The following is a 25,407-nucleotide window of genomic DNA, read 5'->3' on the forward strand; positions in this document are numbered from 1 at the left end:
AAGCGAAGCGGGGCGGTCGGGCGGCGCGAGTATCAGCACCGGCCGGTGCGTAGCGCGACGGTCCAGTCGTCGCGCCCGCGCGAAGCCGCGGTGACGGCGGCCGTGTGCCAGTCGTATTCGACCGCATGGAATTCGACGTTCCAGCCGCCCGCCGTGCGCGACACCATCGCGTAGCGCGCATGCGGCGAGCCCGTCTCGATCCGGTGCGGATGCGGGAGGTCGTCCGCGTACGCCTGCAGCCCGACGCTGCCGGGATTGACGATCAAGCGGCCGTCGTCGAGCTTCGCGGTGCGCGGCACGTGCGTGTGGCCGCACAGGATCAGCGATGCCGCCTCGTCGCCCGCGCGCTGCGCGACTTCGGCGGGCGTTGCCGCGCGGCAGCCGTCGGGCGTGACCGTTTCGAGGAAGTAGACGAGATCGCTGTCCGGCGTGCCGTGCACCATCAATACGTCGTCGTCGAGCATCATGCGTTCGGGCAGCGCGGCGATCCACGCGCGGTGGTCGTCGCGCAGCGTGTCGTGCGCCCAGCGATCGGACAGCCGCATCGCTTCACGATCGCAGGTGAGCAACTGGCGTTCGTGATTGCCCTTGACCGTCGGCAAGTCGAGCGCGATCAGGCGGTCGGCCGTTTCGGCCGGATGGAGCGCGCCCGAGACGATGTCGCCGAGATTGACGATCACGTCGGCGCCGCGGCGACGGACGTCGTCGAGCACCGCGTCGAGCGCGGCGAGGTTGCCGTGGATGTCGGAAAGCGCGGCGATTTTCATGGCGGAGCGTCGATGAGGGGAACGGCGATTGTCGCCAATTCGGCACGGGTCGTCCAATCGCTTCACGGCATCGGCGCGCGATGCCGCGTACGGCGCGTCAGTCGGTCGCGAGCCGCGCGTACATCGCGAAATCGCCCGGCGTGCCGCGCACCATCCTGTAGGCGCGCAACAGGCCCTCGTAGCGGTAGCCGCACTTCTGCAGCACACGCGCGGAGCCCGCGTTGCTGGTCAGCACGACGGCCTGCATGCGCATGAAGCCGCCGTTCGCGAACGCCCACGCGGTGACGGCTTCGCACATCGCGCTCGCGATGCCGCGCCCCCAGTGCGACGGCGCGAGGTCGTACGCAATTTCCGCCGAGCGGTTCACGGTGGATACCGTGTGCAGCCCGATCGTGCCAGCGAGCGCGCCCGATGCGGTATCGACGATCGCGAGGCGCCGGATCGAATCCGGGTCGGCCGATTCGATGTTGTCGAACAGCGGCAGCAGATCGTCGGGCGTGCGCAGGTTCCAGCTCGTGTGACGGAAGACGTCGGGGTTCGTCAGGTACGCGTACCACGCGTCGAGGTCGGCGCGTTCGAGTTGCCGGAGCGACAGGCCGGGGAAGCCGGAGCGGGGCGGTGCGGCAATTTTCATCGGAACCTGCTCCTACGCTGCATGACGCCGGTACAGCGCCAGCGAACCGGCGAGCGCGAGCAGCATCGCGCCGCACGTGCGCTCGAGCCACAGCGCACCCGAGCGCTTCAGCAGCCGCACCGCGCGTGCGCCGAGCAGCGCGTAGCCGAACATCACCGCGCCGTCGAGCAGCGCGAACGTGACGGCGAGCGCGACGTACTGCGGCGCGAGCGGCGCGGACGGATCGAGGAACTGCGGCAGGAACGCGGAGAAGAACAGATAGCCCTTCGGGTTCGTTACCGCCGTGAGGAAACTCTTCGCGAAGATCGACGCATTGCGTTCGGTTGCCGTGCCGTTTTGCGCGGCGGCGACATCGAGCGAACCCTTCGACATCAGCAGCCGGATGCCGACATACGCGAGGTAAGCGGCGCCGAGCCACTTCACCACCGAGAACCAGAACGCGGACGCCATCAGCAGCGCGCCGAGGCCGAGCGCGACCGCGACGATCAGCACGAAGTCGGACAGCATCGCGCCCGCGAAACCGTAGGCCGCGCGGCGCACGCCGTAGCGCGAGCCGTTGGTCAGCGCGAGCAGCACGGTCGGGCCGGGTGTCGCGATGCCGACGAACGCGACGGCGGCAAAGATCAGCAAGGTCGTTTCATGCATGACGGCGCTCCCGGCGGAAGGTGTGCGCTCGATTATCGGGTGCGCCGGCCCGCGCTGTACAGGCGCGGCAGCCATCAACTTCCGCCGTGCGCCGACTATCTCGATTTTGGCAAAAAACTGTTGTCGTTATTCCACTGTGGAATAGAACCGGTTCCATTTACCATGGCGGCCGCAGCGGGCATGCCCGCCGCGTCGTCGCGCGCGGACGCCGCCGGCCTCGCACCGCCGGCGAATGTCGGCGCCCGCGCGCGCTACTCGCAACAGCAAGCCAGAACAACGGGTTCACCGCCCGGAGACATAAAACCATGAACAAGCAACTGATCGCAGCGCCGCTGCTGCTCTCGCTCGCCGGTATCGCCGCTGCGCAAAGCTCCGTCACGCTGTACGGCATCGTCGACGCGGGCGTGACCTATCGCAGCAACGAACGGGTCGGCTCGGCGGGCGCGTACACCGGCCATTCGAACGTCGGGCTCACGACCGGCAACCTGTCCGGCAGCCGCTGGGGCATCAAGGGTTCCGAGGATCTCGGCGGCGGGATGCGCGCGCTGTTCGTGCTCGAGAACGGCTTCGACATCACGAACGGCACGTCGGGCCAGGGCGGCCGCCAGTTCGGCCGCCAGGCGTTCGTCGGCGTCGGCAGCGACCGCTACGGCACGGTCACGCTCGGCCGCCAGTACACGTCGCTCGACGACTTCGTGAGCCCGGTCGGGCCGTCGTCGTTCATCGGCGGCTTCGGCGCGCACCCCGGCGACATCGACGATCTCGACCAGACCGCGCGCGTCGACAGCTCGATCAAGTACACGAGCGCGAACTACTCGGGCTTCACGTTCGGCGCGCTGTACGGCTTCGGCAGCCAGCCGGGCAGCATGAAGCAGCGCAACACGTGGAGCGTCGGCGCGGCGTACGCGGCGGGCCCGCTGCGCGTCGGCGTCGGCTACGAGCGCTCGGACAACAGCAAGACGGGCGCGACCGACCCGACGGCCGGCAAGTGGCGGAGCACCGACGACGGTCTCTTCAACTCGTCGATCAACGAAGGCTATGCGAGCGCGCAATCGCAGCAGGTGATCGCGACGGGCGCGACGTACGACTTCGGCCCGGCCGTCGTCGGCGTGAACTACAGCAACGTGCAGTACCGCAGCGGCGGCCAGTCGCTGTTCAGCGGTCATGCGACGTTCAACGTCGCGGGCGTGTTCACGCGCTGGAACGTGCAGCCGCAGACCCAGCTGTTCGCGGGCTACAGCTACACGCGCGGCAGCGATGTCGATGGCGTCGACGACCGCGCGCAGTATCACAACGTCACGCTCGGCGCGGTGTACGACCTGTCGAAGCGCACCAGCGTGTACCTGCTCGGCGCGTACCAGCATGCATCGGGCATGACGCTCGACGCGCTCGGCCGGCCGGTGGCCGCGACTGCGTCGGTGTCCGACAAGGCGAACGGCCACTCGTCCGACTCGCGCTCGCAGGCGATCGTCAGCCTCGGGCTGCGCCAGAAGTTCTGACGCAGCGGTCGTTGTAGCCGCAACGGGGCGCGCGTCCGATGCGGGCCTCGATGCATGCTCCTATACTGCCGTCTCCCTTTCACAGGAGACGACATGACCCGAACGCTTTCCGCGCGCTGCCTGTGTGGCGCCGTGACCGTCACGCTGCATGGCGAACCGGCGGCGCGCGCGAACTGCCATTGCGCGACGTGCCGCGATTTCTACGGCACGCCGATGCTGTCCGCAACCGCATGGCCGCCGGAGCAGGTGAGCATCGACGGCAGCCACGCGACGTTCCCGCATCCGGAGAAGTCGATGTCGCGCACGTGGTGCGCGTCGTGCGGCGAGATCGTGTTCGGGACGAACCGGCTCGACATGCGTGTCGTGCCGAACAGCCTGGCCGCGCGCGCGCACGGCGGGCAACTGCCCGGCGACCTGCAGCCGACGATGCACCTGTTCTACCGGCAGCGCGTGATCGACGTCGTCGACGCGCTGCCGAAATACGTCGACGGCTGGGATGGCCCGACGCTCGACCCGGCGACCTGAACGATCGCTGCCGCCTGCCTCTTTCCCCTGCCGTTTATCCGCTGCGCCGAATCGCGAAAAAGCGATTGCGCCGGATATTAATTTTTCCCTTTCATTTCAATTTCGATTTGTAATCATTGAAGCGATTTCCGGGGAATGAAAATGCAATGCGGGCATGTCAGAAAAAATGACGTATCCGCATTGGATGGCCCGGAAGAAAATGCCGGGAAAGGCGCCGAAATCGCGCGGCCGGCATGCCGTTGCGGCGTGGTTTCGCGGCTTTGACCTTCGTTGACGAAAAAGCACCGGACGGCAAATGGCGCGGAGTGAATAATTCGGGATGCCGGCGAATACGGTTTTACCGGAATCACCAATATTTCATGCGCCGCGATTTACAGTGTCGACCATTGATCGTCTGGGAGCATTATTCATGTCAATGAAACAAATTCGCGCGACGTTGCTGGGAATGTGCATGGCGATGCTGGCGCCGGCGAGTCACGCACAGGTGCAGTACTCGACGGACTGGCTCGCGAACACGTACGGCACGCTGGTCTCGCACGTCGGCAACGGCGCGCGCTCGATGTGGGTCGCGCCCGAGGGCGTGATCTACACGGCGTCGCGCTGGGACGAGAACGCGGGCGGCGTCGCGATCTACCAGAACGGCCAGCCGCTCGGCACGATCGGCATCCACGACGAATTCCAGGGCGGGGCGATCACCGGCAATTCGACGTCGCTGTTCGTCGCGCTCGGCTACAACCGCACGTTCGGCAGCGGCTCGGTGGGCCGCTACAACCGAAGCTCGAACCAGCGCGACCTGCGCATCCCGGTCAGCACGTGGACGGGCATCCAGTACGCGGACGTGATCACGGGCCTCGCGACGGGCGGCAACCTGCTGTACGTGAGCGACTTCTACGGCAACCGCGTGCGCGTCTATACGACCGACGGCGTATGGCAGCGCGACATCGGCGTATCGGGACCGGGCGCGCTGGCGCTCGATGCGGCCGGCAACCTGTGGGTCGCGCGCAAGAGCGCGGGCGTCGTCGCGCAGTTCAGCGCGACCGGCGCCGCGATGAGCACGATCCAGATGGCGGCCGGCGCACGGCCGGCATCGCTGTACTTCGATGCGTCGCTGGGCCGGCTGATGGTGGGCGACGAAGGGCCCGACATGAACATCAAGGTCTACAGCGGGCTGCTCGGCCTGCCGGTCCAGGTCGGCACGTTCGGTGTGCAGGGCGGCTATCTCGACACGACGACGGGCATCAAGGGGCAGGTCGGCGACAAGCGCTTCACGCGCGTCGCCGCGCTCGGCAAGGATTCGGCCGGCAACCTGTACGTGCTGAACAACGCGTGGGGCGGCGGCTGGGATCTCGGCCGCAACGGCAGCACCGACCTCCATTCGTACAGCCCGACGGGCGCGCTGCAGTGGAAGCTGCAGGCGCTGAACTTCGAGGGGATCGCCGCGCCCGATCCGGTCACGGACGGTACGTTGTTCTACAGCGGCAACAACGTGTATACGGGCTCGGCGGGCGGCACGTTCGTCGCGAACACGGTCGACCCGTTCACCTATCCGAAGGACCCGCGCCTCGACATGAACGACTACCAGCGCGGCCAGCATTTCGGCCAGCTCGTGAACGTCGGCGGCAACCGGATCCTCGTCGCGTCGGGCCAGAACCCCGGCAACTTCAACTTCTATTACTTCAACGCCGCGAGCGGCTACATCGCGATCCCGGCCGGGTCTCTGCCGGGCAAGCCGTTCAACACGACGCTGCAGGTCACGGCCGGTTTCGACATCGACGGCAACGGCGACGTGTGGGCCGGGCTGAACGGATCGAACGTGATCACGCGCTACCCGATGACGGGCTTCGACGCGACCGGCAAGCCGTCGTGGGGCAAGCCGACGACGACGCCCGTGCCGACCGGCGTCGCGCCCGTCACGCGCATCATCTACCAGGCCGACAGCGACACGATGATCCTCGCGCAGGGGCTTGCGGGCAATTGGGACTGGACGGCGATGAACGGGCACATCGAGGTCTATCACGGCTGGAAGAACGGCAACACGAGCGCGCCGAACCCGGTGATCAACCTGACGAGCGCGAACCCGAAATCGATCGCGGCGGCCGGTCACTACCTGTTCGTCGGCTACGTGCACACGGTGCCGAACATCGACGTGTTCGACCTGAACACCGGTGCGCTCGTCACGACGCTGACGAACTCGAACACGTCGGCGATGGACGTCGGCAACGACGTCGACTCGATGTACGGCGTGCGGGCCTACCTGCGCTCGACCGGCGAGTACGTGATCACGAAGGACAACTACAACGGATCGAGCATCGTCGTGTACCGCTGGCGTCCGTGACCGGCCCGGCCGATCGTCAGGGCGCGCCGAGCACGCGGCCGTTCACGCTGCGCCCGTACATCGAGTCGGGCGAATCGTGGAACTTCGCGCGTGTGTCCTGCACGGAGTCCGTGAAGCGCGGGTCCTGCGGGCGTTCGTGGCTGTCCATGAACGTCGCGACGTCCCACGCTTCCTGATCGGTCAGCGTGCCGCCGAGCCCGAGCGGCATGTTGGCCTTGATGAAGCCGGCCGCGTTGCGGATGTCGCCCATCCCCGCGCCCCAGTTGAACGAGCGCGTGCCCCACAGTGCCGGGAACACCGGCTTGCCGCCGCTCGACTGGCCCTGGCCGTCCGCGCCGTGACACAGCGCGCAGTGCTGCGTGTAGACGGCCGCGCCGCGTGCGTAGTCGGCCTTCTGCGCGGGCGGCGGCAATTTCGGGAATCCCTGGCCCGGCAGCTTCGTGCCCACCGGCGCGCCCTTCGCAAGCCAGTACGAATACGTCTCGAGCGCGACGAGGATCGGGTCGCCGGCCGGCGGCGCCTTGCCGTTCATGCTGTACCGGAAGCAGCCCTGCAGGCGTTCGGAGAACGTGTTCACGTGGCCGTTCTTGGCGCGGTACGCCGGATACAGCAGGTACGCGGCCCACATCGGGCTCGAATCGGGCCGGCGGCCGGCGTCGAGGTGGCAGCTCGCGCAGGTCAGCTTGTTGCCGACGTACTTGCCCGCGAACTCGGGCGTGTGCAGGAAGATCTGCTCGCCGAGCCTGACGGTCTTGCCGAAGTCGTCGGCCGGGATCGCCGATTCGGGCGGCGGCGTGAACGGCCTGGCTGCCGGCACGGCGACGGCGGCCGGCGTTGCGGTGGCGGAAGCGGCCGTCGGTGCGTCCTGCGGTGTCGCCGCGCACGCGAGCGCGGGCAGCCAGGCTGCGCCGAGCAGCGTCGCGCGGGCGTGGCGGATCAGCGTCGTGCGGTCGATCATCGCTTGTCTCCTTGGGCGGCGCCGCCGCGCGCATAGTAGGCGGCCACTGCGTCGATGTCGGCGTCGGACAGCTTGCCGGCGATCACCGGCATCAATCCCATCGGCCCGGGCGGCCGCGTGCCGTGTTTCCAGCCGTTCAACTGGCCGGCGACATACGCGGCCGGCTGGCCCGCGAGCGGCGGAAACGCGGTGCCCACGCCGAGGCCGCCGGCGCCGTGGCATTGCGCGCACGCGGGCAGGCCCTGCGACCAGCGCCCGCGCGTCGCGAGCCACGCGCCGGTACTCGCCGGATCGATCGATGCATCGTCGGGCGTGAAGACGCCGGCCGGCGCGGGCAGGCTCGCGAAATACGCGGAGACTGCATCGCGCTCGTGCGGCGACAGCAGTTTCGAGAGCGGCTGCATGACCGGGTTCTGGCGGCTGCCGTCCGCGAACGCGGCGAGCTGCGCGGACAGGTACGCGGCATTCGTGCCGGCGAGGCGCGGGAAACCGGCCGCCGCGTTGCCTTCGCCCTGGCCGCCGTGGCAGCCGATGCAGGCGGCGACGCCCGTCGACGTGCCCTGTGTCGCGATCGTCTTGCCGGACGCGGCGTCCTCCGCGTGTGCATTCCCGGCCAGCAGCGCGGCCGCGGCGAGCAGCAGCGGCGCGAACCGGCGTCGCGATGGTTCGCGCCGTGTTTCGACCGTATCGTTCACGTGTCCCCCTCCTTGTTGTATGTAGCGTGCGCGCCGGGCGGCGGCGAGGCCGTCAGCCTGCGGCGGGCCCGTCCTGCCCCGGTGCGAGGCGCGGTGTCGGCTGGTTCGCATCATATCGGCCGAAGCCGTAGCGCGCGAAGATCCGGAACGCTTCCGGCGACCGGATGAACGCGAGCCATGCGCGCGCGGCTTCCGAGTGCGGCGCGTCCTTCGCCATCGCACCTGCGTAGATCGCCGTCGTATTCTGCTCGGCCGGAATGTCGACGTGCATCAACGGATGCCCGGCCTGTTCCTGGAACGCGGCTTCGGATTGCCACAGCACGCCCGCGTCCGCGCGCCCCTGCATCAGGAACAGCGCGGTTTCCCGATGATGGATGTGCGTGAGTTCGGTCGTGCCGGCGTGCACCTTGACGTCGTAGACGGTGCGGGCGAGCGCGTCGCCGCCGGCCTTCACGAGCGACGCGCGGATCTGCCGCGCGACGCCTTCGAATGCGGGGTTCGGCATCGCGAGCTTCACGTCGGCCCGCGCGAGATCGTTCAGCGACGCGATGCGCTTCGGATTGCCGGCGCGCACCATGATCGTCAGCTGGTTCGTCACGTACGGCACGGCCGGGCCCGCGAGCGTGCCGTCCGCGATCAGGCCGTTGATCTTGCCGAGCCCCGCGAAATACGCGTCGGGCTTGACCGTCCACGTCATGTTGCCGACGGTGATCGTGCCGCCTGCCTGAATCTGCTTCACGAGCAGGCCGGGCGGGATCGTTTCCCAGTAGATGCGGCCGCGGTACTCGGGATGGTCTTCCTCGAACTTCGCGACGAGCGGCGCCATCGCGAAGAAGTAGTTGCCGCCGACGTACAGGACGAGCTTCGGCGCGGTGAGGTCGCCATGGAAATCGGCGAGCACGTCGACTTGCGGCACCGTGAATTCGAGGCCGCGATGGATCGCATCGTTGTTGCGGCCGTCCTGCCAGGGCGGAAAGAAGGTTGCGTCGGTGGTGGAAGGCGCGGCGAGCGCGAGCGCCGACATTCCGCACAGCCCGGCGGCCAGCGCGGCCAGTGCGGCCCGCAGCGTATACGTGCGGCGGCGCGAAGGCGATTGCAATGGCGGTTTCGTGCGGATCGTTGTCATCACGGGTCTCATTTCGCGTACGTGAAACCGGCCTGCTGCAGCTCGGGTAGCGTGCCGACTGCACCCGGCGTGACGATTGCCGACGGGATCACGTGGTTGGTCAGGTCGGCCGCCAGTGCGTCGAGCGGCAGCTTGTCGGGGTTTGCGTTCGCGCCGTCGAGCCGTTCCGCGAGTTCCCAGATCGCGTTGTGGCACGACAGGAACACGACGCCACGCTGCTGCAACGCGGCGAGGCTGTTGTCGTGCGACGAGAATGCGCCGTCGGGTGCTTCGTGGTCCTGCGCGCCTTTCGATTGCGCGGGCCTTGCGTCGACCAGCGTGTTGGTCGGGAATGCGGCGCCGGCCAGTTTCGCGAGACCGTATTTGTCCCACGCAACCTCGTCGAACAGCGCGAGATGTGCGCTGCCGTGCGTGGCCGAAACGACGAGAAAATCCGGGTGACCGTACGACCAGATCTGCGCGTTCAGCGAATTGCGCATCAGGTTCAGCCACGGGCCGCCAAGGTCGGTGTTGTCCCACACCTGCTTCGGACCGCCGCGATAGCCGATCACTTCGGCAAGCGCCGCGTGATCCCACTGGTCGGGGCGTTCGAGAATCATCGGCACCGTCTTGAAGTCGCGCCGTCGCGGGGTGGCCGCGAGGCGGCGCGTGAGGTCGGCGAGGTGCGCGGCGCCGCCGGGCAGCAGCGCACCGGTTTCGGGGGCAGCAGCGTGCGCGTGACGCGCAGCGGCGAGCAATGCGGTGCCGGCCGCGAGGCCGAGTGTCTTGAGCGCGCCTCGGCGCGCCTGCCGGTCGGACATGGATATCTCCCGGAATCTTTTTTGTGGAGGCGTGCCGCGTTGCCGTGCGGCGGCGCGGCGTCACTGTCGCGTAGCCAGTCTAGAGGCGCGCAATCGATACCGGAAATCGCGATATCGGATGGGAGATATTCGGGGGGGCGATGATTGGGCAGGAGGCGGGCGCCGCCGCGTTGTGCGGCGGCGTGACGGCGGTGCGGGATGCGCGGCCGACGAGTGCTGCTTGCCGGCTTCGGCCGAGCCGGTGCGTCAGAACGACACCGTCGTCGTCAGCGTGACGAGCCGCGGCTCGCCGACCGCGACGATCAGGTTGTTGTTGCTCGACGGGTAGTAGGTCTTGTCGAGCAGGTTCTTCACATTGAGCTGGAAGCGCGTCGGGAACTTGCCGATCGTCGTTTCGTACGCCGCGAACGCGTCGACGGTCACGTAGCCGGGCAGCGTGAAGCTGTTCGCGGTGTCGCCGGCGCGTGCGCCGACCACGCGCGCGCCGCCGCCGAAGCGCCAGCGGCCGGGCAGGTTCGCGATGGCCGTGTCGTACACGGCGAACAGGCTGCCCGTGTGCCGCGCGACGTTGACGAGCGGCGTGTTGCTGTCGCGATCGGTCGCGTTCGTATACGCATAGCTGCCGATCACGCTCAGGTGGCGCGTGATCTGCCCCGCCACGTCGAGCTCGATCCCGCGCGAGCGCGCGGTGCCGATCGTCGACGTGAGGTCGCCGACCGTGACCGCGACGTTGCGCTTGTCGATCTGGTACACCGCGAGCGTGCCGGTGATCGCGGGCTTCAGGCTGAACTTCAGCCCGGCCTCGAGCACGCGGCCGTATTCCGGCGCGAGCGGTGCGGCGACGTTCGATGCGACGTTCGGCTTGAACGAGCGGCTCACGTTCGCGTAGGCGGTCAGTGCCGGAGTGAGCGCATACGCGAGTCCGAACTGCGGCAGCCAGACGCTGCCGCGCGAGCGGTCGGCAAATACGAACGGCCGCCCCATTCCCGATTCCTGCTGCCAGTTTTCCCAGCGCAGCCCGCCCACTGCGGTGAGGCGATCGGTGATCTTCACCGAGTCCTGCACGATCGTCGAGTAAGCATGCACGACCGAGCGCGAATCGCTTTGCTTCGCGTTCGGCGTACCGCCCGCCGCGAGCAGCCCGTATACGGGATCGTAGAGATCGAAGCCCGTCGTCGCCTTGCCGCGGATGGTGTCGCCGCGGAAGCTGCGCTGCCGCTCGTATTCGCCACCGACGTAGATCGCGTGGTTCATCCCCGCGAGCGTCACGTTGCCGAGCAGGCCGAGCGTCGCGATCTGGTCGGAGTCGTTGCGTCCGAGGTTCGCATCGGACGAGCGCGTCAGCGCGCCGGTCCTGCTGTTGAATGCGGTGGCGCGAGTGATGAACTGGTCGTAGCGGTCGCGGCCCCAACCGTAGGTCGCGCGGACGCGCCAGGCATCGGAGACGCGGTGCTCGATGCGCGTGCGCAGCGTTTCCTGGATGCCGCCGCTTTGCGACCACGCTTCCTCGTAGCGGCGATAGCGCAGCGCATCGTCGAGCTGGCCGTTCACGAGCACGGTGCCGCGGTCGAACGGCGTCGTGTAGTCGACGTACTGGTAGCTGACGTCGATCGACGTGTTCGCGTCGTGCCACGACAGCGCGGGCGCGATCAGCGCATGGCGTTCGCGGCCGAAGCTGCGCCAGTAGCGGCTCGTGTCGTATTCGCCGGTCAGCCGGAACGCGAGCGTGCCGCCCGCGACCTGGCCGCGCTTGCCGAGCGGGCCGGTGAGATCGAACTGCGCGCTGCTGCCGCCGTGGCTCGTGCGCGACGCGGAGACCGAGCCGCCGAACGTGTCTTCCGGCTTGCGCGTGACGAGATTGATCACGCCGCCGGGATCCTGCATCCCGTACAGCAGCGAGGCCGGGCCCTTCAATACTTCGACGCGGTCGATCGTCGCGAGATAGCTGTGCAGCACCGGCGTGCGTACGCCGTCGACGAGCACCGAGCCGTCGTTGTTCGAGCCGAAGCCGCGCTTGATGAACGCGTCGCGCGTGCCGCCGAGCGTATTCGTCTGCGTGACGCCGCTGATGTTGCCGAGCACGTCGTCGAGCGAGCGTGCCTGCTGGTCCTGCAGCACGCTGCTGCTGACCACGGCGACCGATTGCGGAATCTCCTTCAGCGAACGGTTGTCGCCGCCCGCTATGCCGGTGGTGCGCGGCTGATAGCCGACTGTCGGCTCGACGGCCGACGATGCGTTGACGCTGATCGCGGGGAGTTCCTGTCCGGCGGGTGTCGCGGGAGTCGAGGCGGGCGTGGCGGGTTCGGTATCGGCCGCATGCGCGCCGCTCGCGACGCACAGGGTGATCAGGGCAGGCAGGCTCGTGCGCCACGGACACAGGGTCCGGGCGCGGCGGGGCGTTCGACGGGATGGCATGAATCGAGGCAGGAGGAGTACTAAGGATCGTGTCGCGGGCCGCAGCGTTTTGTTGCAGTCAGGTGGCGCATGATATATGTAATGAGAATCATTTGCAATTGTAATGACCTGCCCGGCTGCGCGCGGCCATTGGTTGCCGGGCCGTCGGCCGTCTGCTACCGTAGCGGCCAAAATCAGACGCAGTGAAAACCAATGAGAGAGCCGGGGGCCGCACCATGTCATCTTCCTGTCACGTCGCGTTCCGCGCGGCGCCACGCACCGCGCACGACCATGCGGGCGATGAAGTGATCGCAGCCGTATTCCGCCATTCGAACGATTAGAGCAACGGAAGCGAATTCGGCCTGCACGAGCGCCGGGCTTCAATCACTTCAACCACCACGCTAGACGGGAGACCATCATGAAAAAGATTTCCGCGCCGTTCGCGGCGGCCGCGCTTGCGGCCTGCACGCTGCTGGCAGGGATTCACCAGTCCGCTTGTGCGGCGTCGGACGCCGAACCCGCGATCGACGCGCACTACGGCGCCGTGATCGAGGCCTATACGCAGGACATGGCCGCCGCGAAGACGAAATACGACGGCAAGCGCCTCGTGTTCGTCGGCGCCGTGATCCGGATGGGCGGCGACCCGGGCGGCACGTACTTCGGCGCGCTGACGGCCGACGGCGAGCAGTTCGATACGCATTTCGACGTGGACGACCAGGCAGCGCTGAAGCCGAAATTCCCCGGCGGGGAGATCAAGCCGTTCGTCACGTCGGCGGCGTTCCGGTTCAGCTGCGTGAACGAGGGCTACATCGATGCGCCCGTGTTGCCGGGGTTGAAGCTGGCGCACTGCCGTCTCGCCAACTGATCGACTGCGATTGCGACCGCACGCTGCCGCGTCGCAGCGGCGCAACCCGGCCGCCGCGCGTCACGCGCGCGGGCCTTCGGCTTCCAGCCGCCGCACGGCTTCCGCGACTTCGTTCCTGAAGCGCACGAGCGCCGCCTGTTCCGGCGCCGGCGGCTGCACGGCGGCCCACAGCATGTCGATCAGCTGCGCGGCCGTCGTTTCCGTATCGAGCTTGCGGTGCCCGAGGATCGCATCCCACAGCACGTGCTCGATCGGCCCGAACACCATCGAGCGCAGCAGGCTCAGCGGCAGGTCCGCACGCACCTGCCCGGCTGCCTGGCCGCGTGCGAGCACGTCCATCAGCGGCGCCGTGTAGCGGCGCTGCAGCGCGGTGAGCTCGTCGCTCAGCGCATGCTGCTTCGCGCGGCCTTCGGACAGCACCAGCGCGCACAGCCCCGTGCCGTTCACGAGCATCAGCCGCAGGTGGGTGCGCACGATGAACGCGAACTGCTGCTGCACCGACGCATCCTGCGGCATCCCGTGCTCGAACGCGGCGATGATTTCGTCGTACCAGTCCGCGATCACGCGTGCACACAGCTCGCGCTTGCCGCGGAAGTAGCTGAACACGGTCGCCTCCGACACGCCCACGCGCTGCGCGATCTCGGCGGCCGTCGCATGCTCGTAACCCTTTTCAGCGAACACTTCACGACCGGCGCGCAGGATGTCCTGCACGCGCTGCTGGGACTTGCGCCCGGCGGGGGCGCGCGGCGCGTCGGCGCGGTCGGCTTTGACGGTGTCGGTCATGGTGTCGGCGGTAGCGGCTGTCATGTTCGCATGATATCTGAGTGACACTCAAAAAACTATTGACGCCGAACCCGACGAGGCGCGAAACTGTGCAAAATTTACGCTGTATTTGTCAATGAATCGGTGCATTCATTTGATTTGAGCGAAACTCAGAAATCAGTGAGTGCGACACACTTTCTGGAGACGGAGGAGACATGATCAACCTGCCCGGCGTGCAATTCATGCTCGGTGAAGACATCGAGATGCTGCGCGACGCCGTCGCGACGTTTGCGGCGAAGGAAATCACGCCGCGCGCGGCGGAGGTCGACCGCACCGACCAGTTTCCGATGGATCTGTGGAAGAAGTTCGGCGATCTCGGCGTGCTCGGCATGACGGTCGCCGAGGAATACGGCGGCGCGAACATGGGCTACACCGCGCACATGGTCGCGATGGAGGAGATCTCGCGCGCATCGGCGTCGATCGGCCTGTCGTACGGCGCGCACTCGAACCTGTGCGTGAACCAGATCCACCGCAACGGCACCGAAGCGCAAAAGCAGAAATACCTGCCGAAGCTCGTGTCGGGCGAACACATCGGCGCGCTCGCGATGAGCGAGCCGAACGCCGGGTCCGACGTCGTCAGCATGAAGCTGCGCGCCGACAAGCGCGGCGATCGCTACGTGCTGAACGGCACGAAGATGTGGATCACCAACGGCCCCGATTGCGACACGCTCGTCGTCTACGCGAAGACCGACATCGAAGCCAATTCGCGCGGCATCACCGCGTTCATCGTCGAGAAGGGGATGAAGGGCTTCTCGGTCGCGCAGAAGCTCGACAAGCTCGGCATGCGCGGCTCGCACACGGGCGAGCTGGTGTTCCAGGACGTCGAGGTGCCGGAAGAGAACATCCTCGGCCAGCTGAACGGCGGCGTGAAGGTGCTGATGAGCGGCCTCGACTACGAGCGCGCGGTGCTGTCGGGCGGCCCGACGGGCATCATGGCCGCGTGCCTCGACGCCGTGGTGCCGTATATCCACGACCGCAAGCAGTTCGGCCAGTCGATCGGCGAATTCCAGCTGATCCAGGGCAAGGTCGCCGACATGTACACCACGTTCCAGGCATGCCGTGCCTACCTGTACGCGGTCGGCCGCCATCTCGACTCGGCTGGCAGCGACCACATCCGCCAGGTGCGCAAGGACTGCGCGGGCGTGATCCTCTACACGGCCGAGAAGGCGACGTGGATGGCCGGCGAGGCGATCCAGATCCTCGGCGGCAACGGCTACATCAACGAATACCCGGTCGGCCGGCTGTGGCGCGATGCGAAGCTGTACGAGATCGGCGCCGGCACGAGCGAGATCCGCCGGATGCTGATCGGCCGCGAGCTGTTCGCGGAAACGATGTAACGCCCCACGTCACGCGAACGGAGCCCCGTCGATGCCGATCATCGAATCGAAACTGAACCCGCGTTCGGAAGACTTCCGCACGAATGCCGCGGCGCTCGAGGCGGTCGTCGCCGACCTGCGCGCGAAGATCGAACAGCTTGCCCAGGGCGGCGGCCAGGCCGCGCGCGACAAGCACCTGTCGCGCGGCAAGCTGCTGCCGCGCGACCGCATCGCACAACTGCTCGATCCGGGCGCGCCGTTCCTGGAGTTCTCGCAGCTCGCGGCGAACGGCATGTACAACGACGATGCGCCGGGCGCGGGCGTCATCACCGGGATCGGCCGCATCGCCGGCCGCGAATGCGTGATCGTGTGCAACGACGCGACGGTCAAGGGCGGCACCTACTACCCGGTCACCGTGAAGAAGCACGTGCGCGCGCAGGAAATCGCCGCGGAAAACCGGCTGCCGTGCGTGTACCTCGTCGATTCGGGCGGCGCGAACCTGCCGAACCAGGACGACGTGTTTCCCGATCGCGACCATTTCGGCCGCATCTTCTTCAACCAGGCGACGATGTCCGCGGCGGGGATCGCACAGATCGCCGTCGTGATGGGCTCGTGCACGGCCGGCGGCGCGTACGTGCCGGCGATGAGCGACGAGTCGATCATCGTGAAGGACCAGGGCACGATTTTCCTCGGCGGCCCGCCGCTCGTGAAGGCCGCGACCGGCGAGGAAGTGAGCGCCGAGGATCTCGGCGGCGGCGACGTGCACACGCGCCTGTCGGGCGTGGCCGACCATCTCGCGCAGAACGACGCGCACGCGCTGTCGATCGCCCGCAACATCGTCAGTCACCTCGCGCCGAAGATCGCGTCGCCGGTCGCGCTGCGCGAGCCGAAGCCGCCGCGCTACGACGCGAAAAGCCTGTACGGCGTGATTCCCGTCGACACGCGCAAGCCGTTCGACGTGCGCGAGGTGATCGCGCGCATCGTCGACGATTCGGAGTTCGACGAATTCAAGGCGCGCTTCGGCACGACGCTCGTCACGGGCTTCGCGCACATCTGGGGCCATCCGGTCGGGATCGTCGCGAACAACGGCATCCTGTTCTCGGAATCGGCCGTGAAGGGCGCGCATTTCATCGAGCTGTGCTGCCAGCGCAAGATCCCGCTCGTGTTCCTGCAGAACATCACGGGCTTCATGGTCGGGCGCAAGTACGAAAACGAAGGCATCGCGCGGCACGGCGCGAAGATGGTGACGGCCGTGTCGAACGCGAAGGTGCCGAAGTTCACGGTGATCATCGGCGGCTCGTTCGGCGCCGGCAATTACGGGATGTGCGGCCGCGCGTTCGGCCCGCGGTTCCTGTGGATGTGGCCGAACGCGCGCATCTCGGTGATGGGCGGCGAGCAGGCCGCGTCGGTGCTCGCGACGGTGCGTCGCGACGGCATCGAGGCGAAGGGCGGTTCGTGGTCGACCGAGGAAGAGGAAGCGTTCAAGCAGCCGATCCGCGACCAGTACGAGCGGCAGGGCCATCCGTATTACGCGAGCGCGCGGCTGTGGGACGACGGCGTGATCGATCCCGCGCAGACGCGCGACGTGCTCGGCCTCGGCCTGGCCGCATCGATGAACGCGCCGATCGACGATACGCGCTTCGGCGTGTTCCGCATGTAACGCCCGGGAGGACCGAGATGCGATACGAAACGATCAAGGTAAGCGAAGCCGGCCGCGTGGCGACCGTCACGCTCGCACGCCCCGACGTGCGCAACGCGTTCAACGAGACGACGATCGCCGAGCTGACCACCGCGTTCGAATGGCTCGATGCGCACGAAGGCGTGCGCGCGATCGTGCTCGCGGCGGAAGGCGCCGCGTTCTGCGCGGGTGCGGACCTGAACTGGATGAAGAAGATGGCCGGTTACTCGGACGACGAGAACCGTGCCGATGCGCGCAAGCTCGCGCGGATGCTCGAGGCGATCCATCGCTGCGGCAAGCCGGTGATCGCGCGCGTGCATGGCGACGCGTATGCGGGCGGCGTGGGCCTGGTGGCTGCGGCCGATATCGCGATTGCCGCCGACGGCGTGAAGTTCTGCCTGTCGGAAGCGCGGCTCGGGTTGATTCCCGCGACGATTGCGCCGTACGTCGTGCGCGCGATGGGCGAGCGCGCGGCGCGGCGCTACTTCACGACGGCCGAGGTGTTCGACAGTGCGCGTGCCGCATCGCTCGGCTTCATCCACGATGCGGTGCCGGCCGATGCGCTCGACGAAACGGTCGCGAAGCTGGCGGCGACGCTCGTCGCGAACGGTCCCGACGCGGTGAAGGCGTGCAAGCGGCTCGTCGCCGACGTGGCCGGCCGCGCGCTGGACGCGACGCTGATCGAGCAGACCGCCGACTGGATCGCGAAGACCCGCGCCGGCGCGGAAGCGCGCGAAGGGATCGCGTCCTTCCTCGAAAAGCGCACGCCGTCGTGGCGTGAATGATCGCGAATGATCGCGTGACCCCCACTCTCCGGACGACATCGAAGCCATGTTCGACAAGATTCTGATCGCCAACCGCGGCGAAATCGCGTGCCGCGTCGCCGCGACGTGCAAACGTCTCGGGATCGCGAGCGTCGCCGTCTATTCCGACGCGGACGCGAACGCGAAACACGTGGCCGCCTGCGACGAAGCCGTGCACATCGGCGGCTCGGCCGCGGCAGACAGCTACCTGCGCATCGAGCGCATCATCGAGGCCGCGCGCACGACCGGCGCCCAGGCGATCCATCCCGGCTACGGCTTTCTATCGGAGAACGAAGATTTCGCGCATGCGTGCGAAGCGGCCGGCATCGTGTTCATCGGGCCGCCTGTCGATGCAATTGCGGCGATGGGGTCGAAGGCCGCCGCGAAGGCGCTGATGCACGCGGCCGCGGTGCCGCTCGTGCCCGGCTATCACGGCGACGACCAGGACGCCGGCAACCTGCATCGCGAAGCCGATGAAATCGGCTATCCGGTGCTGCTGAAGGCGAGCGCGGGCGGCGGCGGCAAGGGGATGCGCGTGGTCGAGCGCTCCGGCGATTTCCCGGCGGCGCTCGCATCGTGCCAGCGCGAAGCCGCGAGCAGCTTCGGCAACGACCGCGTGCTGATCGAGAAGTACCTGACGCGCCCGCGCCACGTCGAAGTGCAGGTGTTCGGCGACACGCACGGCAACACCGTGTACCTGTTCGACCGCGACTGCTCGGTGCAGCGCCGTCACCAGAAGGTGCTGGAGGAAGCGCCGGCGCCGGGCCTGCACGACGACGTGCGCCAGGCGATGGGCGAAGCGGCCGTCGCCGCCGCGCGCGCGGTGGGCTACGTCGGCGCGGGCACCGTCGAATTCATCATGACGGGCGACGCGTTCTACTTCATGGAAATGAACACGCGCCTGCAGGTCGAGCACCCGGTCACCGAGATGGTCACGGGGCTCGATCTCGTCGAATGGCAACTGCGCGTCGCGTCCGGCGAACCGCTGCCGCTGAAGCAGGACGAACTGCGCGTGCAGGGCCATGCGCTCGAGGCGCGCCTCTATGCGGAAAACCCGGCGCGCGGCTTCCTGCCGTCGACGGGCATGCTGAAGCACCTGCGGCTGCCGGCCGGCGTCGAGTTCTCGATCGGCGCGCCGGTGCGCGTCGACAGCGGCGTGCGCGAAGGCGATGCGATCACGCCGTTCTACGATCCGATGATCGCGAAGCTGATCGTCCACGGTGCGGATCGCGCGGAAGCGCTGGGCCTGATGCTGCGCGCGCTGCGCGCATGCGAGGTGGTCGGCCTGCATACGAACGCCGCGTTCCTGCAGCGGATCGTCGCGTGCGAACCGTTCGCGACGGCCGATCTCGACACGGGGCTGATCGAGCGCAACCACGATGCGCTGTTCGCGCCGCAACAGCCGCCGCGCGCGACGCTTGCGCTTGCGTGTGCGGCGCTGCTCGCGCGCGAACGCGGCGCCGCTGAGGAGCCATCGCCGTGGGGCGCATTGCCGGACTGGCGGCTGAACGGCGGTTATCGCCGCACGCTCGCATGGCATGCGGCCGATCGCGACGCGGACGTGACGGTCACGTATGAGGACGATGGCGCCGGTGCGCGTATCGCGACCGGCGGCGAAACCGCGCAACCGTTCGCATGGACGCGCGGCGCCACGCCGCTCGATTTCGACGTGACGCTCGGCGGCGTGCGCAGCAGCGGCCGCGTCTATGCGGACGGCGACACGTTCCACGTGTTCACGCAGGGCGCGGCCGAGACGTTCGAATGGCGCAACCTGCTCGCGCATGCGGGCGATGCGGAGCAGGGCGGCGGACGCTTGACCGCGCCGATGCCGGGCAAGGTGATCGCGGTGCTGGTCGAGCCGGGCCAGAAGGTCGAAGCCGGCACGCCGCTGATCGTGATGGAAGCGATGAAGATGGAGCACACGATCGGCGCGCCGAGCGCGGGCGTCGTCGGGGAAGTGCTGTACGGCGTCGGCGACCAGGTCGCGGATGGCGCGCAGTTGCTGATGATGGCGGAAGGCTGAGTGTTGCATACGGGTGAGGGCCGTTGCCGGCTCTCACGCACGGGCCATCGTGCCCCGTATTATCCGAGCGTCCCCAATGCCATCCGGCTGCGAATACCTGGTGTGCCTGCATCAGGACGACATCGCATTCTTGTGTTGTGATCGTCGCTCTCGTCGCGCGTAGACAAAAACAAATAATTTGCGTGTCGCATCTTCAAGATCTTTGAATAATCCCGGGATTCTCGCCGGTGAACGGCCGCTCGACATGCGCTGTCGCGCTGCCTTGCACCGATTTGCTCGTTGCAACAGTTGTTCAAAGATCGAAACCGGACCCGTTCGGACTTCTTGGCCAAAACGAACCGACTGCTTCCTCTTGTGGAGAAAGGCCGCGCGCGATCGCGACTCCTTTCCGGGGTGTCCGGAAAATCAGTCTCGATTGGAGAAGCAGATGCGCGTTCCGGCCCATGCGCGACATGGTTGCGTTAGCGTAACCGCCGGGATGTGCAGCCCGGTGTCCTGCGCAATGCAGCCGAGAGAAAGACTGAGATGGCGAACAAATATAAATACGGAATTCACATTGACCTTACCCCGCCAGAACTTTTCTGCCTGATTGTTATCGATGTGGCCTGTGATGAATTGGGTATCGATGATGCTGTCGGGATCGCAATGATTTTGTTAGGTCAAAGGTTCGTGCCGACCAGAGGGAAATTCGGCGGAGCGGTCAAGGGAACCTCGATCGCATCCACGGTATCGAGAAAGGTGTTGCCCTATGAACTCAAGTATAAAATTCTGCCGACGGTAACGTCATTCAAGAGTCTCCTGCTGCTCAAGATCAAATTTACCCGTGAGCTCGGCGCCTTTGTCGGGCGGGCCGTACCAGTGGTCGGTTGGATCATTACCGCTATCGATATATCAATCATCATGTATCGCTCCACGGTCACGTACAATGGCTTGGTCAAGCAGGAGGATCGCTTTTAATGGACGATCGTCTGATAGAGATGGTGCGGGATGAGGCCGATTCGCCACTATGGGGCGAGCTCGAGATTACCGAGGACACGGATCTCTGCATCGATCTTGAACTTTCCGACAGAGCCATGTTGAGATTGATGCGGAGATTTTCGGAAACGTTTGGTGTTGATGTTTCCGATTTCGACGTTGATTATTATTACCCTTCCCGGAAGCTGGGATTGGGTCGATTCTTGATGACGGTATTCAGGTTGCCATTTAGCGCCGACGCCGGGGACAAAATACTGGAGCGTCCGCTTACCATCAAAATGATGGTGGCGGCGATTGAAACCGGGCGGTGGACGATGTAACTGCTCGAAAACGGGCCAGGCATCGCCCGGTTCGTCGCTGGCCATCCATACAGTGCTCCGGTCCGCCGTCCGCTGAAATGGCGCCCTTTTCCCGGTGTGCGCCGCCCCGCGCGCTACACTGGCTCCTTCGAATCCCCCGTCCCGCCGACGATGACGGCTTCTGTCTTTCTATCGGCGTACCTTTCATTTCCGCACCCGCGCGGGCATCTGCATGCACGTCGGCCCCTGTCCCGCGACACCATCGTGTAACAAGTCGAACTTAGCATCTCGCCGTCGATATGACCGGTGCGCACCCGCGCCTGTGTCACGTCATCACCCCCACGGAGAATCGTTATGCGAAAGTCGGCCCTGCGGCCTTTCGCGGTCGTTGGCCTGATCGCGCTGACAGCACTCCTCGGCGCCTGCAACGACGACCTGACTGCACCCGCCGCGCCCGTCGCGCAGCAGAAGGCCGCGTGCGGCGGCGCCGTCGTCGCCACCGCGCAGATGCACTGCCCGCCGGGTTTCACTGCACCGGCATCCTCGCCCGCTTCCTGATACCGGCCGTTTCCACCAGAAATCCAATCAAGAGCAACCAGCATGGCCACCCATTCGCGACGCGACTTTCTGAAGTTCTCCGCCGGCCTCGCCGGCGCGACCGCCGCCACCGCACTGCTGCCGGAATCGATCCGCAAGGCGCTGGCGATCGAGCCGAATTCCGTGACGGGCACGATCCAGGATGTGCAGCACATCGTCGTGTTCATGCAGGAGAACCGCTCGTTCGACCACTACCTCGGCCACCTGAGCGGCGTGCGCGGCTACAACGACCGGTTCCCGGTCACGCTGCCGAACGGCAAGCCGGTGTGGTTCCAGCCGCGGCAGGAGGACCAGTCGAGCGTGATCGCGCCGTTCCGCTACGACACGACCAACCCGGGCGTCAACGCGCAATGCATCGGCGGCCTGCCGCATACGTGGGCGACGACGCACGGCGCGATCGACAACGGCCGCGCGGACCAGTGGGCCGTGCAGAAGTCGAACATGACGATGGGCTATCACGTTCGCGACGACATCCCGTTCCACTACGCGCTCGCGGATGCGTTTACGGTATGCGACAACTACTTCTGCTCGATTCCGGGCAACACGCATCCGAACCGCATGTACCTGATGACGGGCATGGTCGATCCGCTCGGCACGGGCGGCGGCCCGCTGCTCGACAACACCGACTACATCGACAACCAGTTCGACAAGATCAAGTTGCCGCCCTTCAACTGGACGACCTACCCGGAGCGGCTCGAAAAGGCCGGCATCTCGTGGCAGATCTACCAGCAGGGCACCGGGTTCGACAACTTCACCGGCAACTACGGCACGAACATGCTCGCGTGCTTCAACAACTTCGTGAATGCGCCGGCCGGCTCGTCGCTGCAGACGCGCGGGATGAGCACGCGCCCGATCACGCAGCTGAAGGCCGACGTGCAGGCGAATGCGCTGCCGCAGGTGTCGTGGCTGCTGCCGCCCGCCGCGTATTCGGAGCATCCGAAGTTCACGCCGCTGTACGGCGCGTACTACCTGTCGACGATCCTCGATGCGCTGACGTCGAATCCGGAGGTGTGGAGCAAGACCGTCCTGCTGATCATGTACGACGAGAACGACGGCTTCTTCGACCACGTCGTGCCGCCGTCGGCGCCGACGCTGCCGGGCTCGGGCATGAGCACCGTGGACGTATCGCTCGAGCGGCACAACGTCGTGACCGCGACGCAGGCCGGCACCTATACGGCCGACAACCTGCCGTACGGCCTCGGCCCGCGCGTGCCGATGTTCGTCGTGTCGCCGTGGTCGAAGGGCGGCTTCGTGTGCTCGCAGGTCTTCGATCACACGTCGGTGCTGCAATTCATCGAGAAGCGCTTCGGCGTGATGGAAACCAACATCTCGCCGTGGCGCCGTGCGATCTGCGGCGACCTGACGTCGGCGCTCGACTTCTCGAAATCGGATGTCACGCTGCCGTCGCTGCCGAGCACGCAGGCCTATGTCGCACAGGCCGACCTGCAATGCTCGCGCGCGTCGTCGCAGACCGCACCGGCCAGCACCGCGCAGCAGGTCGTGACGGCACAGGAAGCCGGCACGCGGCCGGCTCGCGCGCTGCCGTACGAACTGCACGTGACGGGCCAGCTCCAGGCGCAAGGCTATGCGGTGACGTTTGCGAATTCGGGCACGCAGGGTGCGCACTTCTGGGTCTATACGGGCGATCCGGCCGCGATGCCGCGCCGTTACACGGTCGAGGCCGGCAAGCAGCTGACCGACACGTGGGCACTCGACGCGAACGGCAACTACCTGGTGAGCGTGTGGGGGCCGAACGGCTATTTCCGGCGCTTCGCGGGTTCGGCCGCCGCGGATGCCGCCGCGAAGCCTGAAATCACGCCGTGCTACGACGTGGCGAACGGCGATGTCTACGTGACGATCGCCAATGCGGGCACCGGCCCGCTCACGGTCACGGCGACCGATGTCGCGTACGGCGGCGCGGCGCGCACGCTGACGATCCCGGCGGGGCAACGCGTCGAAGCGCACTGGGACCTGTCGTGCAGCAGCCAGTGGTATGACCTGCAGTTCGCGGTGGCCGGCAATGCGGGCTGGACGCGCCGCATCGCCGGGCACGTCGAAACCGGCAAGGCCAGCATCACCGATCCGGCGGCCGTGGCGCCGACGATCACGCCGGTCTGACGGCAACCGGTACGACGACGCGCCGGCCGGGTGACGCCGGCCGGCGCGTTTTTATTCGGTATCGATGCCGAAGCGGCGGTGTCAGCGCAGCAGCCCGTCGTCGTGCGCCATCATCAGCGCGCGCATCGCGGACCACATTCCGTAGTAGTGCACGATGTAGCTGTCCGCGCGGCGGAACAGCCAGGGCGTGTTGAAGCTGACGAGATCGGCCACGCCTTCGCCTTGCAGCTGCCCGGCGCGCTCCATCGCGCGAATGAAATGCAGCTGGTCGCCGTCGCTCGCATAGACGCTCGACCGGTCGTGCAGCGCGGCGATCGTCGTCATCAGGTCCTGCAGCATCGCGTCGTTGCGTTCGGTGCGGCGGAACGCCATCACGCCGGAGTTGAACGACCACTGGCCGATATCCTGCGCGAGCAGCCAGTCGCGCCCTTCGAACAGCGGCTCCAGCGGTTGCTGCTGGTCCGCGATCAGCACGTCGGCATCGAGCCACACGACCCATTCGTGATGCTGCAGGTACGCATGGAGCAGCCACGGCTTGAACCAGTTGCCCGTCGCGTTCAGCCCGATCTCGGCGGGAATGTCGCGATGCACGTAGAGCGTGTAGCCGTGCGCATCGGCGTAGCGCCGGAAATTGCGCTCGGCGACGCGTGCGTAGCTGCCGATGTTGGGCGTGTACAGCATCATCAGCGCAATCGGGCGGCCGGGGTTGTACGTGCTGCGTTCGGCGGCTTCGTCCGGTGCGGCGGCGTCGTGATCGAACGTGAACATCGGCCGGCCGGCGGCGCGGCATCGATTGACGTACGCGACGAGCGTGTCGCGAAAACGCGGCGTCGTGCCTTTGCGTTCGGGGTCCCGAGGCGTGTCGTCGATGCTGATCGCGAACGTCGGTGCGCGGCCCCACATCGGATCGAGGTCCGGGCTGCACGGCATGACGGCGTACAGTCCGTCGATCAATGTCATGTAGCGATGCGTGTCGAGCCCGGCGAACAGCGCGGCTTCCGACGTCAGCCTCGGCTCGCTGCCGAGCTTGCAGCGCTGCACGAGCTGCATCACGATCGCGCGCACGTCCGGCGTGTTGCGCCAGATCTGCACGTCGACCTGCGGCAGCGGCGGCGCCAACGCGTCGACCAGCAGCCGGTCGCGCCCGGCCATCAGGCGTTCGAGCGCAACCGGCTCGATGATCGCCGCATCTTCGCCGAGCAGCAGCACGAGTTCGTCGGGCTGCGCGTTGCGCAGCACATGGAGCAGCGATTCGTAGCGATACAGCGGCCGCAACGGCAGCGCCTGCGGCATCGCGGACGCGTCGACGATCTCGTGACGATAGCCGTGCACCTGCGCGTACCAGCGGTGATTCTCGAGGCTGGCGGGTGCAGGCTGGCTGAAGTGGCTGAGGACGATCATCGCGCGCTCCGCGGGCAGGGAAGCGGCGCACGTCGCGCGATTCGCGCGGCGTGCCTGCGTACGGACCTGCCGCCGGGCATGGAGCCCGGTGCGTGCCGCGCCTGTCCGTGGCGGACGGCACGGAAGATTTGC

Annotated in this window: 22 protein-coding genes; 12 read left to right on the forward strand and 10 right to left on the reverse strand. The window is 67.0% G+C overall.

Features of this window, described 5'->3' with window-relative positions; translation table 11 throughout:
- Positions 1-32 precede the first annotated feature (32 nt).
- From U5798_RS31735 to U5798_RS31745, 3 genes are all read right to left on the reverse strand, one after another.
- Entirely contained in the window at positions 33-767 is a 735-nt protein-coding gene (locus U5798_RS31735; RefSeq protein ID WP_322084293.1) for a metallophosphoesterase family protein, read from the reverse strand.
- Between the two features lie 97 nt (positions 768-864).
- Complete coding sequence (locus tag U5798_RS31740; RefSeq protein ID WP_322084294.1) at positions 865-1,401, reverse strand: GNAT family protein; 537 nt, start codon at positions 1,399-1,401, stop codon at positions 865-867.
- A gap of 12 nt (positions 1,402-1,413) precedes the next feature.
- Positions 1,414-2,046: a LysE family translocator gene (locus tag U5798_RS31745; RefSeq protein WP_124456244.1), complete on the reverse strand. Its 633-nt coding sequence runs from the start codon at positions 2,044-2,046 to the stop codon at positions 1,414-1,416.
- 305 nt (positions 2,047-2,351) lie between these two features.
- On the opposite strand from U5798_RS31745, the gene U5798_RS31750 reads away from it, so the two are divergent.
- The 3 genes from U5798_RS31750 to U5798_RS31760 all read left to right on the forward strand — a co-directional run bounded on the left by U5798_RS31750 (position 2,352) and on the right by U5798_RS31760 (position 6,405).
- On the forward strand, positions 2,352-3,545 hold the full coding sequence (locus tag U5798_RS31750; RefSeq protein ID WP_322084295.1) for a porin: 1,194 nt from the start codon (positions 2,352-2,354) through the stop codon (positions 3,543-3,545).
- A 93-nt stretch (positions 3,546-3,638) separates the two neighbouring features.
- On the forward strand, positions 3,639-4,070 hold the full coding sequence (locus U5798_RS31755) for a GFA family protein (RefSeq protein WP_124456242.1): 432 nt from the start codon (positions 3,639-3,641) through the stop codon (positions 4,068-4,070).
- Between the two features lie 409 nt (positions 4,071-4,479).
- A complete protein-coding gene (locus tag U5798_RS31760; RefSeq protein WP_322084296.1) occupies positions 4,480-6,405 on the forward strand; it encodes an SMP-30/gluconolaconase/LRE-like region family protein in 1,926 nt (641 codons plus the stop codon).
- Between the two features lie 16 nt (positions 6,406-6,421).
- Here the strand turns inward: U5798_RS31760 and U5798_RS31765 are convergent, their stop codons facing one another.
- The 5 genes from U5798_RS31765 to U5798_RS31785 form a co-directional block, all read right to left on the reverse strand.
- On the reverse strand, positions 6,422-7,363 hold the full coding sequence (locus U5798_RS31765) for a c-type cytochrome (protein WP_322084297.1): 942 nt from the start codon (positions 7,361-7,363) through the stop codon (positions 6,422-6,424).
- Entirely contained in the window at positions 7,360-8,058 is a 699-nt protein-coding gene (locus U5798_RS31770; RefSeq protein WP_322084298.1) for a c-type cytochrome, read from the reverse strand. Before U5798_RS31770 ends, U5798_RS31765 begins: the two co-directional genes overlap by 4 nt.
- Before the next feature lie 52 nt (positions 8,059-8,110).
- On the reverse strand, positions 8,111-9,184 hold the full coding sequence (locus tag U5798_RS31775) for a substrate-binding domain-containing protein (protein ID WP_322084299.1): 1,074 nt from the start codon (positions 9,182-9,184) through the stop codon (positions 8,111-8,113).
- Positions 9,185-9,192: 8 nt separating this feature from the next.
- On the reverse strand, positions 9,193-9,984 hold the full coding sequence (locus U5798_RS31780) for a transcriptional initiation protein Tat (protein ID WP_322084300.1): 792 nt from the start codon (positions 9,982-9,984) through the stop codon (positions 9,193-9,195).
- A gap of 246 nt (positions 9,985-10,230) precedes the next feature.
- Positions 10,231-12,399 carry a TonB-dependent siderophore receptor gene (locus U5798_RS31785; protein ID WP_322084301.1) on the reverse strand — a complete coding sequence of 723 codons (2,169 nt, stop codon included), beginning with the start codon at positions 12,397-12,399 and terminating at the stop codon, positions 10,231-10,233.
- A 397-nt stretch (positions 12,400-12,796) separates the two neighbouring features.
- Between U5798_RS31785 and U5798_RS31790 the strand changes: the two genes are divergently transcribed.
- On the forward strand, positions 12,797-13,243 hold the full coding sequence (locus U5798_RS31790) for a hypothetical protein (RefSeq protein WP_124456235.1): 447 nt from the start codon (positions 12,797-12,799) through the stop codon (positions 13,241-13,243).
- A gap of 60 nt (positions 13,244-13,303) precedes the next feature.
- Here the strand turns inward: U5798_RS31790 and U5798_RS31795 are convergent, their stop codons facing one another.
- Positions 13,304-14,050, reverse strand: a complete 747-nt coding sequence (locus U5798_RS31795; protein ID WP_322084302.1) for a TetR/AcrR family transcriptional regulator — start codon at positions 14,048-14,050, stop codon at positions 13,304-13,306.
- Positions 14,051-14,220: 170 nt separating this feature from the next.
- Here U5798_RS31795 and U5798_RS31800 point away from each other — a divergent pair, with 170 nt between their 5' ends.
- The 8 genes from U5798_RS31800 to U5798_RS31835 all read left to right on the forward strand — a co-directional run bounded on the left by U5798_RS31800 (position 14,221) and on the right by U5798_RS31835 (position 23,874).
- Complete coding sequence (locus tag U5798_RS31800) at positions 14,221-15,402, forward strand: isovaleryl-CoA dehydrogenase (protein WP_069749126.1); 1,182 nt, start codon at positions 14,221-14,223, stop codon at positions 15,400-15,402.
- A gap of 31 nt (positions 15,403-15,433) precedes the next feature.
- Positions 15,434-17,041, forward strand: a complete 1,608-nt coding sequence (locus U5798_RS31805) for a carboxyl transferase domain-containing protein (RefSeq protein ID WP_322084303.1) — start codon at positions 15,434-15,436, stop codon at positions 17,039-17,041.
- A 17-nt stretch (positions 17,042-17,058) separates the two neighbouring features.
- Positions 17,059-17,844, forward strand: coding sequence for an enoyl-CoA hydratase/isomerase family protein (locus U5798_RS31810; RefSeq protein ID WP_321864985.1), 786 nt, complete (start codon positions 17,059-17,061; stop codon positions 17,842-17,844).
- A gap of 46 nt (positions 17,845-17,890) precedes the next feature.
- A complete protein-coding gene (locus tag U5798_RS31815) occupies positions 17,891-19,885 on the forward strand; it encodes an acetyl/propionyl/methylcrotonyl-CoA carboxylase subunit alpha (protein ID WP_322084304.1) in 1,995 nt (664 codons plus the stop codon).
- A 525-nt stretch (positions 19,886-20,410) separates the two neighbouring features.
- Positions 20,411-20,842 carry an STM2901 family protein gene (locus U5798_RS31820; RefSeq protein ID WP_322084305.1) on the forward strand — a complete coding sequence of 144 codons (432 nt, stop codon included), beginning with the start codon at positions 20,411-20,413 and terminating at the stop codon, positions 20,840-20,842.
- The gene (locus tag U5798_RS31825) at positions 20,842-21,180 is read left to right on the forward strand and encodes a DUF1493 family protein (RefSeq protein WP_322084306.1); all 339 of its coding nucleotides are present in this window, start codon (positions 20,842-20,844) and stop codon (positions 21,178-21,180) included. The genes U5798_RS31820 and U5798_RS31825 overlap by 1 nt, the downstream gene beginning before the upstream one ends.
- 333 nt (positions 21,181-21,513) lie before the next feature.
- Entirely contained in the window at positions 21,514-21,717 is a 204-nt protein-coding gene (locus U5798_RS31830; RefSeq protein ID WP_034190574.1) for a hypothetical protein, read from the forward strand.
- A 42-nt stretch (positions 21,718-21,759) separates the two neighbouring features.
- Complete coding sequence (locus U5798_RS31835; protein WP_322084307.1) at positions 21,760-23,874, forward strand: phosphocholine-specific phospholipase C; 2,115 nt, start codon at positions 21,760-21,762, stop codon at positions 23,872-23,874.
- Positions 23,875-23,955: 81 nt separating this feature from the next.
- Here the strand turns inward: U5798_RS31835 and U5798_RS31840 are convergent, their stop codons facing one another.
- On the reverse strand, positions 23,956-25,275 hold the full coding sequence (locus U5798_RS31840) for a galactosyl transferase GMA12/MNN10 domain protein (protein ID WP_322084308.1): 1,320 nt from the start codon (positions 25,273-25,275) through the stop codon (positions 23,956-23,958).
- Positions 25,276-25,407: the final 132 nt, after the last annotated feature.

This window comes from Burkholderia sp. BCC1972, from assembly GCF_905339605.1.
GTDB lineage: Bacteria > Pseudomonadota > Gammaproteobacteria > Burkholderiales > Burkholderiaceae > Burkholderia.